Raw genomic sequence first — 14,169 nt, forward strand, 5'->3', positions numbered from 1 at the left:
AAAGGCTCGGCCATGCCGGGCCTGTTTGCCTGCTTGTGCCGTTTTGACTTTTTCCACATCTCCCTCTATAATTTATCTGTTATAGTCGACAGTATTTTAACGGTGGGGTGAAATGCAGTGTTCGAGCGCTTATCTGCGGTTGAAGAGCGTTATGAAGAAGTGACCAATCTCCTATGTGACCCCGACGTCATCAACGATACGAAACGACTGCGCGAACTGTCCAAGGAGCAGGCTTCTTTGGAAGAGACAGTGGTCGTCTACCGTGAATATAAATCGGTCGTAAGCCAGCTTGAGGATGCCAAGGCGATGCTGGAGGAAAAGCTGGACGACGAGATGCGCGAAATGGTAAAGATGGAAATTTCCGACCTGAGCAAGCGCAAGGAACAGCTTGAGGGCCGTTTGAAAATTCTGCTGCTGCCGAAAGATCCCAACGACGAGAAGAACGTCATCATGGAAATCCGCGGCGCGGCAGGTGGCGACGAAGCTGCGCTGTTTGCAGCCGATTTGTTCCGCATGTACACCCGCTACGCCGAGCGGCACGGCTTCAAGGTGGAAGTGCTGGAAGCCAACCCGACGGACATCGGCGGCTACAAGGAAATTGTCTTTTCCGTCAGCGGGCGCGGTGCGTACAGCAAGCTGAAATTTGAAAGCGGCGCACACCGTGTGCAGCGCATTCCGGCCACGGAGTCGGGCGGACGGATTCACACCTCCACGTCGACGGTCCTCGTGCTGCCGGAAGCGGAAGAAGTGGAAGTAGAGCTGAACGAAAAAGACATCCGCATCGATACGTTCTGTTCCAGCGGCGCCGGCGGGCAGAGCGTCAACACCACGAAGTCGGCCGTGCGGGTGACCCACATTCCGACCGGCATCGTGGTTTCCTGTCAGGATGAAAAGTCGCAGAACTCCAACAAGGAAAAGGCGCTGCGCGTACTGCGCGCCCGCCTGCTGGACTATTATCAGCAGCAGCAGATGGCGGAGCAGGACGCCACCCGCAAAAGCCTGGTGGGGACAGGCGACCGCAGCGAGCGGATTCGCACCTACAACTTTCCGCAGAGCCGCGTCACCGATCACCGCATCGGTCTGACGCTGCACCGTCTGGAAGCGATTCTGGAAGGCGAATTGGACGAAGTCATCGACAACCTGATCATGCACGAGCAGACGGAGCTGTTGAAGAGTCATGCAAGCACAGCGTGAATGGCCGGATGTGACGACAGTACGGGAAGCCCTGGCACGGGCTTCTTCCTTTTTACGCGAGGCGGGCGTGGCCGATCCGCCGTTTGAAGCGGAACTGCTGCTCCGTCACTGCCTTGGGTGGGACCGGACCCGCTATTTGATTTCCTTGGGCGAACCGATGCCCGCTGACGCCCTGGCGTGCCTGATCGACCTGTGTCAGCGCCGGGCACGTCGCGAACCGATCCAGTACATGATCGGCACTCAGGAGTTTTACGGCCGTCCCTTTCGCGTCCGTCCCGGCGTGCTGATTCCCCGGCCGGAGACGGAGATTCTGGTGGAACAGGTGCTGCGGCACGCAGCTGTCATCTGGCCGTCGGAGCAGCCGCTCGTCGTCGCAGACATCGGCACGGGCAGCGGAGCCATCTGTGTCACGCTGGCCTGCGAACGGCCGCATTGGCAGGTGAGCACGGTAGATCTCTCGCCGGACGCCACCGTGATCGCGCGCGAAAACGCGGAACAGTTGGGCGCACGCGTCCGCTTTTTGCGGGGAGACCTCACCCAACCGCTGGTGGAGGAAGGTCTGCAGGTGGACATTCTGGTCTCCAACCCGCCGTATATTCCGAGTGCCGTGGTCGACACGCTGGACGCAGAAGTGCGAGCGTACGAACCCCGGCTGGCGTTGGATGGAGGGGCGGACGGACTGGACTGCTACCGCCGCCTGTGCGAGGCGCTGCCTGCGGTGCTGAAACGGCCGGGGCTGGTCGCGTTTGAAGTGGGCATTCATCAGTCCCGTGACGTTGCCGGTCTGATGAAGGAAAGCGGCGTGATCGACGAGGTGGAGATCATCCCCGATCTGGCGGGGATCGAGCGGGTCGTCGTCGGGCGTGCGGGGACACCCTCCTCTCAGCGCTGAAGAAGCGTGGTCGTGTGCGCAGCACGATCGTTTGCCGTACGTCACGCAGACGTCTTGAACCGCTGTGTTTATCGCGGAAGCTCCGCATACGTTACGCTAGAGTCGGATCGTTTTGCCAGAGTCGCATACGTTTCGCTAGAATCGCGTAATGTTTTTGCGAGAGTGCGTATGTTTTCGCTGGATTCCGTCCATACTGGTTGCTAGAAAAAGAGATTCGCAGCAACTGTATGAGAAAGGGAGTAGGATAAACATGAAGCGGTTCTGGTTGGCGGCATTCTGTGTGTTGATGTTAATGATGAGCTGGGAGGGACAGCTTACGGCGGCCAATGTGCTTGACAACGGGCCGATCCCTCAAGAGTCGATCCGGCTGCGGATTATCGCCAACAGTGATTCCTTGCAGGATCAATGGCTGAAACGGGAAGTGCGTGACGCGATCGTCGCACGGATGAACGAGTGGGTCACGGAGATCCGCTCTTACGAGGAAGCCCGCCAGGTGGTGGCTGCCCGGCTGCCGGAATTGCAGCAGCTTGTGGACCAGACGATCCGGGAGCGGGGGTTTTCCTACCCGGCCGAGGTTGATTTCGGTCGTGTTCCGTTCCCGACCAAATTGTACGGGACGTATGTGTACCCCGCCGGGGACTATGAGGCGCTGCGCGTCCGCATTGGCGAAGCCAAGGGGCAAAATTGGTGGTGTGTCCTGTTTCCGCCGCTTTGCTTTATCGACATGTCCAACGGCGACGCGGTCCAGGCGGCGTCCGTCGAGCCCGATACCGAGTCTGAGCCGTCAGGCCAAGACGACGGACAAATGGAGGCGGCAGCGCAGCAGACGCTGCCGGCCGTGATGGCTGACGTTGATTCCGAATGGGAAGCATTCGCGGAACGGCGCCTGGCTCACCTGGAAGCCCGCTGGTTGGGCGACGTGGAAATGGCAGCAGATCAACCGCCTGCCGAGCGAGAGGGCAATCCGTACAAAGCTGCCGATCGCGACGCGAAGCAGGAGCAGCAGCCAGCCGGCAAAAACCCGCAGGGAACAGACGTCAAGGAGACGACGGCTGTTCAGCCGAATATGGAAGTACGCTTCTTCTTCTGGGAAAAACTGACCGCCTTCTTCTCCTGATTTTCAAGATAACGACACCCGGTTACGCCGTGGTGTCGTTTTGCATATCGCTTGGGAACGTTCTGAAAAAAGTGAAACTTATTCACAAGTTACCCACAGCCTGTTGAAAACTTGTATCATCACCTCTATACTAAAGGCACGAATTGTTGTGAAACGAGCATACGGAAAGGATATTCGCCAAGATGGAAGAGCATCGGGAAACAAAGCTATGGACTGTGAATAACACTGTGGATAACGCTGTGGAAAATTGGCAGGGTTGTCCACAGATTGTGGATGCCGCCCAACTGCTCCGCGACGGGGAGGTCGTCGCCTTTCCCACGGAAACCGTGTACGGGTTGGGGGCAAATGCATTGTCGGACGACGCTGTGGAAAAAATATTTTTGGCAAAAGGCAGACCTGCCGACAATCCACTGATTGTCCATGTAGCCGACGAAGCACAACTGCAAACGGTTGCCGAAGCGGTGTCGGATAAGGCCCGCCGGCTGATGGAGGCGTTTTGGCCCGGACCGTTGACGCTGATCCTTCCCAAGACGGACCGGGTGGCCTCGTTGGTGACGGCCGGGCTGAACACGGTCGGCGTGCGGATGCCGGACCATCCCGCTGCGCTGGCGCTCATCCGCCAGGCTGGTGTGCCGGTGGCCGCGCCCAGCGCCAATCGCTCGGGCCGCCCCAGCCCCACGACGGCTGCCCACGTCCTGACTGACCTGGACGGCCGCATCGCCGGCGTGCTGGACGGCGGTCCCACTGGTGTCGGGGTGGAATCGACGGTCATCGACGTGACGGTGGAGCCGCCGATCATCCTGCGGCCGGGAGGCGTCACCCGCGAGCAGTTGGAAGCAGTGATCGGCCCCGTGGAGCTGGACCCCGCCTTCTCCGCCGGTTCGGCGGAAACTCCGCGCTCGCCCGGCATGAAGTATGCCCACTACGCTCCAGAGGGCGAGATGTGGCTCGTCGAAGGTGAGGAGCCGCGCGTCCGGGAAAAAATGAACGGCATGCTTGCCGAGGCCAAACGCCGCGGACTGCGCACCGGGGTGCTGGCCAGTGCGGAGACGGCATCGTATTGGCAGGCACATCCCGAAGCCGATGTCGTGCTCTCCGTCGGGTCGCGGGCGGAACCGGGTGAAGTGGCGCAGCGCCTGTACGCGGTGCTGCGGCAGTTCGACGAGCGACAGGTGCAGTTTATCGTCGGGGAAACATTTCCCCGCTCCGGTCTGGGAATGGCGGTCATGAACCGTCTGGAAAAGGCAGCAGGCGGACGCATTCTGTCCGTGTGAATGTCTAAACGCCCTCTTGTCCGCATATGGTGAAGAGACAGGAGGGGGAGCGGTGTGGACCTGACCATATTTCATTGGGGACAATTTTTAACCCTGCTGGTGATTGCCTTTGCCCTGAGCATGGACGCGTTTTCACTGGGAGTGGGCGTGGGGATGGTGGGCATGCGCCTCAGAGAAATCATCAAAGTCAGCATCACCATCGGGTTGTTTCACGTAGCCATGCCCTTCGTGGGGATTGCCATCGGGGTGTACTTGTCCGGGCTGGTCGGGGATATTGCAGTGTTTATCGGCGGTGCGGTACTGATGGTCATCGGTGCGAATATGCTGTGGAACGGGTTCGTGCAGAGCGAGGAAAAGAGCATCCTGTGCACGAAAGGACTGGGACTGTTGCTGTTTGCCGTCAGCGTCAGCCTGGACGCGATGACGGTCGGCTTTTCCTTTGGCTTGATAGAGGTAAACAAACTGCTGGCGGTCACCCTGTTTGGCATCATGGGCGGTGTGATGGCCTACTGCGGCCTGATGATCGGACAAAGGGTGGGAGGATGGCTGGGCGAGTACAGCGAAGTATTAGGTGGACTGATTTTGCTGGGATTTGGTCTGAAATTCATGCTGTGACACTGCTGGCTGACGGCAGCGGCAAAACGGGCCCGAAATATTTGAAAGATCGCTTGCTTGGAAGATGGTTCTGACAGCAGCTTCGCCGGAAAGGGGGAGAGACACGTGAAGCGCATCTTGTTCGTCTGTACGGGAAACACCTGCCGCAGCCCGATGGCAGAGGCGCTGTTTAAAGCGAAGGCAACGGACGGCCAGTGGGAAGTCCGTTCGGCGGGAGTGGCCGCGTTCGACGGTCAGCCTGCTTCCCTGCACGCCATGCAGGTGCTGGCGGAACGGGGTATCGATCACGATCATCAGGCACGTCGGCTGAACGACGACTTGGTCGCCTGGGCCGATCTGATCCTGACCATGACGCAGGGCCACAAGACGATGATCCAGAGCATGTTTCCCGGTGCAGCAGAAAAAGTGTTCACACTGCGGGAATATGTCGGCGTGGAAGGGATGAGCGACATCGCCGACCCGTTTGGCGGTACGGTGGAGGACTACCGGCGCTGCGCAGAGGAAATCGAAGAGTCGCTGGACTACCTGATTAACAAATTCACAGGCTGACGTTGCGGCGCATATCGTGAAGAGATGAGGTGCTGGCAGTCGGCCAGGGCCTGCTTTTGTATAATATGGCGAACATTTTTTTGCAACTCACTTAAAAATGTTCACTTTTTACATTGCGGATTCTGATGTATAATGGCAGAAGATCACGACACAAGCGAGGGATGGCAGGATGAAAGTGGCGATTGGCGCCGATCACGGCGGGTACAACCTGAAGGAGGAGATCAAGAGGCTGTTGACCTCGATGAACATTTCCTTTGAAGACTTCGGCTGCACCTGCAATGATTCGGTCGATTATCCCGACTACGCATTGCCGGTGGCGGAAAAAGTGGCGGCAGGGGAGTTTGACCGCGGCATCCTGGTATGCGGGACAGGCATTGGCATGTCAATCGCAGCCAACAAGGTGCCCGGCATCCGCTGCGCACTGGTGCACGACACGTTTTCCGCGCGGGCGACCCGCGAACACAACGACTCCAACGTACTGGCCTTGGGCGAACGGGTGATTGGTCCGGGGCTGGCGCTGGACATCGTGAAAATCTGGCTGGAGACGGAGTTCCAGGGAGGGCGTCACGCGCGCCGCGTGGAAAAAATTGCAGCGATTGAAGCCAAACATGCGGGAGTGAAGTAAGGTGGACATGCTCGCAATCGAACGGCAGGTGAGCGCGCTCGTCTCTGAAGTGGCAGAGTTGGCCGAGCTGCGGCCGGGGCAGATTCTCGTCATCGGCTGCAGCACCAGTGAGGTGCTGGGCAAGCAGATCGGCAAAGCGGGCAGCCGGGAGGTGGCGGCCGCCATTTACCGGGGGATTGCCGCCGTTCAGGAACAACGCGGTTTTGCGCTGGCTTTTCAATGTTGTGAACATTTGAACAGGGCGCTGGTCGTGGAGCGAGAGACACAGGAACGTTACGGTCTGGATGAAGTGACGGTCGTCCCCGTGCCGCAGGCGGGCGGTTCAATGGCCGCACACGCATACGCCCACATGGCCGATCCCGTCGTGGTGGAGCACGTTCGCGCACATGCCGGCATCGACATTGGCGACACGCTCATCGGGATGCACCTAAGGCACGTCGCCGTCCCCATTCGCCCCTCCTGCCGGACAGTGGGGGACGCACATGTCACCGCAGCGCGGACGCGTCCCAAGCTGATCGGCGGAGCCCGGGCGGTCTACGACCGAACACCGTCGTCGGAGAGTTGTACCTAGGTCGGACAAGCGGTATTCCTACCAAGATCCCTGAGTGTAAAGAGGAGGAGACAAGCATGCTAGAGTTTTTGCGCAAGCAGGATCCGCAGGTGGCGGAAGCAATTCGACTGGAACTGGGCAGGCAGCGCGACAAGATTGAACTGATCGCGTCTGAAAACTTTGTCAGCCGCGCCGTTATGGAAGCGATGGGCACGGTTCTGACCAACAAGTACGCGGAAGGCTACCCGGGCCGCCGCTACTACGGCGGCTGCGAGTATGTGGACGTCGCCGAAAACATCGCCCGTGACCGCGTCAAGGAGCTGTTCGGGGCGGAGCACGCCAACGTGCAGCCTCACTCCGGGGCTCAGGCCAACATGGCGGTCTACTTTGCCGTACTGAAGCCTGGTGACACCGTGCTCGGCATGAACCTCTCCCACGGCGGACACCTGACGCACGGCAGCCCGGTCAACTTCTCCGGCACGCTGTACAACTTTGTGGAGTATGGTGTGGACAAGGATACCCACCGGATCAACTACGACGATGTGCGTGCAAAAGCTCTGGAGCACAAGCCGAAGCTGATCGTCGCTGGCGCCAGCGCGTACCCGCGCACGATCGACTTTGCCAAGTTCCGCGAAATTGCCGACGAAGTCGGTGCGTATTTCATGGTGGACATGGCCCATATCGCCGGTCTCGTGGCGGCGGGACTCCACCCCAATCCGGTGCCGCATGCGCACTTTGTCACCTCCACCACCCACAAAACCCTGCGCGGTCCCCGCGGCGGCCTGATTCTCTGCAAGGAAGAGTTCGCCAAGGCGATCGACAAGTCGGTTTTCCCGGGCGTGCAAGGCGGTCCGCTGATGCACGTGATCGCAGCCAAGGCGGTCGCGTTCGGCGAAGCGCTGCAGCCTGAATTCAAGACGTACGCGCAGCAGATCGTCAACAACGCTCAGGCATTTGCCGAAGCGCTGAAAGCTGAAGGGCTGACGCTGGTTTCCGGCGGCACCGACAACCACCTGGTGCTGGTAGACGTGCGCAACCTCGGCTTGACCGGAAAAGTGGCGGAGCACCTGCTGGACGAAGTGAACATCACCACCAACAAAAACACGATTCCGTACGATCCGGAAAGCCCGTTTGTCACCAGCGGCATCCGCATGGGTACCCCGGCAGTGACCAGCCGCGGCTTTGACGAAGAAGCGATGAAAGAAGTGGCAGCCATCATCGCCCTGACCTTGAAAAACCCGGAAGACGCAGCCAAACACGAAGAAGCTCGCCAACGCGTAGCGGCGCTGTGCCAACGCTTCCCGATGTATGAAGGCCTGACAATTTAATTTCAGAACGTGCATGCTGTGGCAAACAGACCCCGTGAATAACTCCGGGGTCTCAGCATGTAGACAAAGTCCGTGGCGCATGGGTGATCGGGCCCGCTCGCTCTCTTGACGCCCGGCAAAGAAGTGAATGATGTCCGCTCCAAAACGCGACGCGGGCAGGGGGCAAACATCTGGGTGTTTCGACGAAGTGAGACTTGTGCCCCCTGTTTTTCCCCGCGTCTTTCGTTTTTCCGCTGAGCAGGTCGTCAAAGGAGCTCGCTTGGCCCATCCCTCCATGCGATGTACGTTGTCTTCAGCTTCGGTTGATGAATGTGCAGGCCTTCCGGCCTGGAAATTATGGAAATCGATTTCTGAGGACGTTTACTAAATAAACAGTTTGTCTTCAATTTAAGACCCCGTGAATAACTCCGGGGTCTGTTTTTTGTTTGTAAAACACGATGTATGGTTTGATTTTTATGCATATTGTTCCGGACATAATCGAATTCGGCACTCGCCTTTGTTGGAAATCATGTGAAAAAATGTTAGGATATGCTTGTGTTTTTACAAATGAGGTTTGCTCGTAATCTAATCAACACGGGGGAATTCCCAATGAATAATCATCGGAAATTTGATATTGCTGAAAGCCATGTTAGTGAGCTGAGAGAATTTTTCTTGGAAAAATACAAGGAATAGACAAACGGTAAATGTGGTGCCCCGTGTAAGCAACAAGGAAGGGCCATCATATAAAAAAAGCCCCCACTCAGGCAGGGAAAGAGAAAAAAGTACGAAGATTGGGCAAATTGACGGCGCCTCTCTCCTTCGCTATGATGGAAAAGATGCATTGATACGGAAACGGAGGAACATGCATGAGCCGCGTATACGTATTTGACCACCCGCTGATCCAGCACAAGCTGACCTATATCCGTGACAAAAACACGGGAACCAAGGAATTTCGTGAACTGGTAGACGAAGTGGCAACCTTGATGGGGTACGAGATTACCCGCGACATGCCTTTGGAGGAGACGACCATCGAAACACCGGTGGCGACCTGTAAAGCGCGCGTCATTTCCGGCAAAAAGGTGGGACTGGTGCCGATTTTGCGGGCCGGTCTGGGCATGGTGGACGGTTTGCTGAAGCTGATTCCCGCTGCCAAGGTGGGCCACGTCGGCCTGTACCGCGACCCGGAGACGCTGCAGCCGGTGGAATACTACGTGAAACTTCCGTCCGACATTGCCGAACGTGAACTGATCGTCATCGACCCGATGCTCGCAACCGGGGGTTCTGCGGCAGCGGCCATTACCGCCTTGAAAAAGCGCGGGGCCAAAAACATGAAGCTGATGTGTCTGATCGCCGCGCCGGAAGGCATCAAGATGGTGCAGGACGAGCATCCGGACGTGGACATCTACGTCGCCGCCATCGACGAGTACCTGAACGACCACGGCTATATTGTGCCGGGCCTGGGCGACGCCGGCGACCGTCTGTTTGGGACGAAGTAGGAGAGGAAGTCCGATGAAAAAGCTGAAAGTGATGACTGTGTTTGGGACGCGGCCGGAAGCCATCAAGATGGCGCCGCTCGTGCACGAATTGAACAGGCACGAAGACCAGATCGAGTCGATTGTTTGCGTGACCGCCCAGCACCGTCAGATGCTGGACCAGGTATTGGACATCTTTGACATCCGACCGGACATTGATTTGAACATCATGAAAGACCGGCAGACGCTGGTGCAGATTACCACCCGCGCCCTGGACGAACTGGATGGCGTGATGAAGGAAGTAAAGCCGGACATCGTTCTGGTGCACGGCGACACGACCACCACCTTTGTCGCCAGCCTGGCGGCGTTTTACAACCAGGTGGCGATTGGACACGTGGAAGCGGGCCTGCGCACATGGGACAAGTACTCCCCCTTCCCGGAGGAGATGAACCGGCAGCTCACCGGCGTGATGGCCGACCTGCACTTTGCCCCGACCGAGGGTGCGGCAGAAAACCTGCGGCGTGAAAACAAGCCGGAAGAGGCGATCTACATCACCGGCAACACCGCCATTGACGCGCTGAAAACAACCGTCCGCAGCGATTACACCCATCCCGTGTTGGAACGCGTGGCCGGCCGGAAAATGGTGCTGATGACCGCTCACCGGCGGGAAAACCTGGGTGAGCCGATGCGGCGGATTTTCCGCGCGGTCCGACGGCTGGTCGACGAACATGACGACATCGCCGTCGTATATCCGGTGCACCTCAACCCGGCTGTGCAGGAAGTGGCGCAGGACGTGCTGGGCGGACACGAGCGCATTCACCTGATCGAACCGCTCGACGCCTTTGACTTCCACAACTTTGCCCGCCGTGCCCACCTGATTCTGACAGACTCCGGCGGCGTCCAGGAAGAAGCGCCGTCGCTGGGTGTGCCGGTGCTGGTGCTGCGCGACACCACGGAGCGGCCGGAAGGAATCGCAGCCGGCACGCTCAAGCTGGCCGGCACCGACGAGGATCAGGTGTTCTTCATGGCCGATCAGCTGCTGCGCGATGCCGACGCGTACGACGCCATGGCCCGCGCTGCCAATCCGTACGGAGACGGGGAGGCTTCCCGCCGGATCGTCGAGGCGATTTTGCACCATTTCGGACGCAGAGCGGAGCGGCCGGAACCGTTCCGTCCCGGCTTGTAATTCCGGGCTCTGTTCAACGAGGAGGCGTTGGTAAAACGCCTCCTTTTTGCTGCCCGTAAAACGGCGGTGCAAACGGTCCCCGATGGTCGGTATTTCCAGCAAAGAAAGTGCCTCAAACCATGAAACTATCACCTTGCTCGTGCGTCTATTATGTTGCTGAGACAGTATGAAACAAGAGATATAGGAGAGGAGTTACCAACATGAGAGGGCGGAAGGTTGTCTCGCTTCTCACGGCTGCTGCGGTAGCGTGGGGAGCTTTTGTTCCGTTTGCGCCGGTTGCGGTCCAAGTGGCGCAGGCGAGAGCGGAAACAAGCCCCTTGCAGATGATGTGGGAGACCCCGATCGGGGAAGGGACTATGTTGCAGAAATACACGAAGTCGTTCGGAGGTCAGCAGATCACCATCATGGTGACCAAGGTGGACCTGAACAATCCCTACGTGGAGGTCAAGCCGGTCTACGGCACCAACGGCAAGCTGACCGAGCGGCAGACGGTTACCCAGATGGCTCGGGAGACCGGTGCTGTTGCCGCCATCAACGCCGACTTTTTCAACATGACCAAACGGGGTGCGCCGTTTGGCATCGTCATGAAGGACAAGCAGTTGATCTCGTCGATGGGGCACATCTCCTACTGGTACAGTCTGGGGATTACCAGCGACAAAAACGCGGCTATCGAAAAGTTCGGTTTTACCGGAAAAGTGACGGCACAAAACGGCAATTCGTTTCCGCTGCAGGGACTCAACAAGGAAGAATACAATCCCAGCGAAGGACGGAAAAGTCACGAGAACCAGTTGAACCTGTATACGCCGGCGTTCGGCAAGACCAGTCTCGGAGCGATTGCCGGCTACAAGGACGTCGTCGAAGTGCTGTTTGTGGACAACGTGGCCAAGGAAGTGCGCATCAACCAACCCGGCTTTTACATACCGTACAACGGCTACGTGCTGTGGGGACACGGCGCGGCTGCCAACTTCCTGAAGCAAAACTTCCCGGTGGGGTCAAGGGCGACTGTCGAGTACCAGACGACGCCGCTCAATCAGGACTGGGTGCAGGCGGTGGGCGGAAACGTGCTGCTGGTCGATCAGGGCAAAGCGCTGTCCTCGTTCCCGGCCGACAAATCGATTCTCTCGATCAACGCCCGCACCGCTGTCGGCGTCTCCCGCGACGGCAAGACGCTGTACATGGTGACCGTGGACGCGAGCAAAGGCGTCTATCTGGATGAATTGGCCAAAATCATGGCCGAACTGGGGTCCTGGCGGGCGGTGAACTTCGATGGCGGCGGTTCGACCACGATGGCCGTGCGCATGTTGGGCGAAACGCACGCCAGCCTGGCCAACCAGCCAAAAGACGGCGCGGAACGGCGGGTTCCGACCGGACTGGCCGTGTACAACACGGCGCCGCCGGGAGAACTGGCAGGTTTCCGGATCTTCGGCCCGACAGAAATGCTGATCGGTCAAACGGCGGAGTTTACGACCAAGGCGTACGACTCGCACTACCAGCCGTACGCAGTCAACCCGTCCACCATCGTCTGGGAGGCCGGGGACGCGGGCACGTTTAACGGACAGTACTTCACCCCGACCCGTTCGGGACAGGTATCGGTTACGGCGCGTGTGGGCAGCGTGGCCTCGAGCAGTGCGGTGCACGTCATTTCCGGCAGCGAGGTGCAGCAGATCGTCGTCTCGCCCAATCCGATCACCATCGCGCCCGGACAGACGCTTACCCTGGACGTGAAGATCAAGACGAAAAAGGGACAGCTGATCCAGGCGACCCCGCTCAGCGTCCAGACCAGCGTCAATTCGGCAGCGGCGACGGTCAACGACAAGCTGCAGCTCGTCGCGGGACAGGAACCGGGCAGCGGGACGCTGACCGTAACCTACGATGGCGTCACCACCAGTGTGCCGTTCGTCGTCGGGCAGTTTGAACAGCCGTGGCTTACCTTTGACAATCAAACAGGCATGCACCATGCGGCCGTGCCGGCTTCGATCAACAACAGCGGATCGTTTACCGCGGTATCCGATCCGGTCTTCCGCACCCGCAAGGCAGCCAAGCTGCTCTACAACTTCTCCGGTGCGCCGGCGACCGACCTGCGCATCGCCTACGGCCGCGTTGCATCCCAGCCGGTGACCATACCGGGCAAACCGATCGGCCTGGGTCTGTGGGTGTATGGAGACAACAGCAAGCACTGGCTGCGTGCAGAGGTCATCGACGCCAACGGCAAGACCGTCTACGTCGATTTGGCCCAGTCAATCGACTGGAGCGGATGGAAGCAGGTCAAGGGGTACTTCCCGGCCAACGCAGCTTACCCGCTGAAGCTGAAGAGCATCTACGTCGTCGATCGCCCCGATGACGGCAACCGTCACGACCAAGGAACGCTGTACTTTGACGAGGTCTCCCTGCTCCTGCCGAGCACGGCCGGCAATCAGCCGACCGGCAGAGACATCGTGCCGGAGACGCCGGGCACCCTTTCCCTGGGCGCTGAACTGGACCTCGGCTATTCGTTCGTGCGCACGGCGTCTTTCCTGCAGTCGGCTTCGATCAAGGTCAATTCGATCGTGCAGCAGCAGCTCCCCGGTTACGTGCCGGCCGACTACTCGTTTACCATCAAGCCGGGCGCTCTGAAGGAAGGTCAAGAGGACCAAATCTCCACGTCGCCGGTGACGTTGACGCTGACGCCGAAACAGTGGCTGCCTGGCAAAGGCGTGGGCCTGCTGTACGTAAACGAGGCAAACAAGACGTTTGACCAGATCCCTGGCGCCGTCAATGCAAAGGGGCAGTGGGTGTACGAAGTGAACGCCTACGGCACGTACATCCCGTACTACATGGACGGCGGCGGCGTCGCCTTCACGGACATCGCCAACCACCCGGCCAAGGCGGAAATCACCTACATGGCACAAAGGGGCCTGGTGAAGGGATTGACGGAAACCACGTTTGGCCCCGAAGTCCCGCTGACCCGCGCCCAGTATGTCACACTGCTGGCTCGGACGTTCGAATGGGAGCTGCCGTCCTCGCCGAAGCTTGGCTTCAAGGACAAAATCCCGGCGTACGCACAAGGGGCGGTGCAGGTGGCGGTCTCCAAAGGGCTGGTCAAAGGGTATCCGGACAATACCTTCCGTCCTGATCAACCGGTGACCCGGGCGGAAGCGGCTGTGATCCTCGACCGCGTGCTGAAACAAAAGGGGACGACGTCCAAGGCGATCACCGACAAGCAGGCATGGCCCGCCTGGGCTGCCTCGTCGATTACCAACATCGTCGGGCTGGGGCTGATCGACCCGATCGGCAGCAGGTATGAGCCGAACAAGGCGACCACCCGTGCAGTTTGCGTCGTGGCGCTGTACCGGATTTTGCAGAAAAAATAATTGATCGGAATGTCGACGAAAGACCGAGTTCTTCCCGA

General features: G+C 59.0%; 12 protein-coding genes. All 12 read left to right on the forward strand.

What is annotated here, in order from left to right; all coding sequences use genetic code 11:
- Nucleotides 1-117 precede the first annotated feature (117 nt).
- Complete coding sequence (gene prfA, locus Q7F15_RS01030; RefSeq protein WP_171564066.1) at nt 118-1,194, forward strand: peptide chain release factor 1; 1,077 nt, start codon at nt 118-120, stop codon at nt 1,192-1,194.
- The gene (gene prmC, locus Q7F15_RS01035; RefSeq protein ID WP_304414912.1) at nt 1,178-2,086 is read left to right on the forward strand and encodes a peptide chain release factor N(5)-glutamine methyltransferase; all 909 of its coding nucleotides are present in this window, start codon (nt 1,178-1,180) and stop codon (nt 2,084-2,086) included. Before prfA ends, prmC begins: the two co-directional genes overlap by 17 nt.
- Before the next feature lie 250 nt (nt 2,087-2,336).
- Nucleotides 2,337-3,203 (forward strand): stage II sporulation protein R, encoded by an 867-nt coding sequence (gene spoIIR / locus Q7F15_RS01040; protein ID WP_171564070.1) that lies wholly within the window; start codon nt 2,337-2,339, stop codon nt 3,201-3,203.
- Nucleotides 3,204-3,385: 182 nt separating this feature from the next.
- On the forward strand, nt 3,386-4,477 hold the full coding sequence (locus Q7F15_RS01045) for an L-threonylcarbamoyladenylate synthase (protein ID WP_171564072.1): 1,092 nt from the start codon (nt 3,386-3,388) through the stop codon (nt 4,475-4,477).
- Between the two features lie 54 nt (nt 4,478-4,531).
- Nucleotides 4,532-5,092: a manganese efflux pump MntP gene (locus Q7F15_RS01050; protein WP_171564073.1), complete on the forward strand. Its 561-nt coding sequence runs from the start codon at nt 4,532-4,534 to the stop codon at nt 5,090-5,092.
- A 105-nt stretch (nt 5,093-5,197) separates the two neighbouring features.
- Entirely contained in the window at nt 5,198-5,641 is a 444-nt protein-coding gene (locus Q7F15_RS01055; protein WP_171564075.1) for a low molecular weight protein arginine phosphatase, read from the forward strand.
- Nucleotides 5,642-5,810: 169 nt separating this feature from the next.
- Nucleotides 5,811-6,266, forward strand: coding sequence for a ribose 5-phosphate isomerase B (rpiB, locus tag Q7F15_RS01060; RefSeq protein WP_171564077.1), 456 nt, complete (start codon nt 5,811-5,813; stop codon nt 6,264-6,266).
- Nucleotide 6,267: 1 nt separating this feature from the next.
- Nucleotides 6,268-6,837, forward strand: a complete 570-nt coding sequence (locus Q7F15_RS01065; protein WP_171564079.1) for a TIGR01440 family protein — start codon at nt 6,268-6,270, stop codon at nt 6,835-6,837.
- Nucleotides 6,838-6,893: 56 nt separating this feature from the next.
- Nucleotides 6,894-8,144 (forward strand): serine hydroxymethyltransferase, encoded by a 1,251-nt coding sequence (gene glyA, locus Q7F15_RS01070; protein WP_171564080.1) that lies wholly within the window; start codon nt 6,894-6,896, stop codon nt 8,142-8,144.
- An 845-nt stretch (nt 8,145-8,989) separates the two neighbouring features.
- Nucleotides 8,990-9,619 carry a uracil phosphoribosyltransferase gene (gene upp / locus Q7F15_RS01075; protein ID WP_171564081.1) on the forward strand — a complete coding sequence of 210 codons (630 nt, stop codon included), beginning with the start codon at nt 8,990-8,992 and terminating at the stop codon, nt 9,617-9,619.
- Between the two features lie 13 nt (nt 9,620-9,632).
- Nucleotides 9,633-10,781, forward strand: a complete 1,149-nt coding sequence (wecB, locus tag Q7F15_RS01080) for a non-hydrolyzing UDP-N-acetylglucosamine 2-epimerase (protein WP_304414913.1) — start codon at nt 9,633-9,635, stop codon at nt 10,779-10,781.
- 200 nt (nt 10,782-10,981) lie between these two features.
- Nucleotides 10,982-14,131, forward strand: coding sequence for a phosphodiester glycosidase family protein (locus tag Q7F15_RS01085; RefSeq protein ID WP_304414914.1), 3,150 nt, complete (start codon nt 10,982-10,984; stop codon nt 14,129-14,131).
- Nucleotides 14,132-14,169: the final 38 nt, after the last annotated feature.

It is taken from the genome of Brevibacillus aydinogluensis, assembly GCF_961514395.1.
Taxonomy (GTDB): Bacteria; Bacillota; Bacilli; order Brevibacillales; family Brevibacillaceae; genus Brevibacillus; species Brevibacillus aydinogluensis.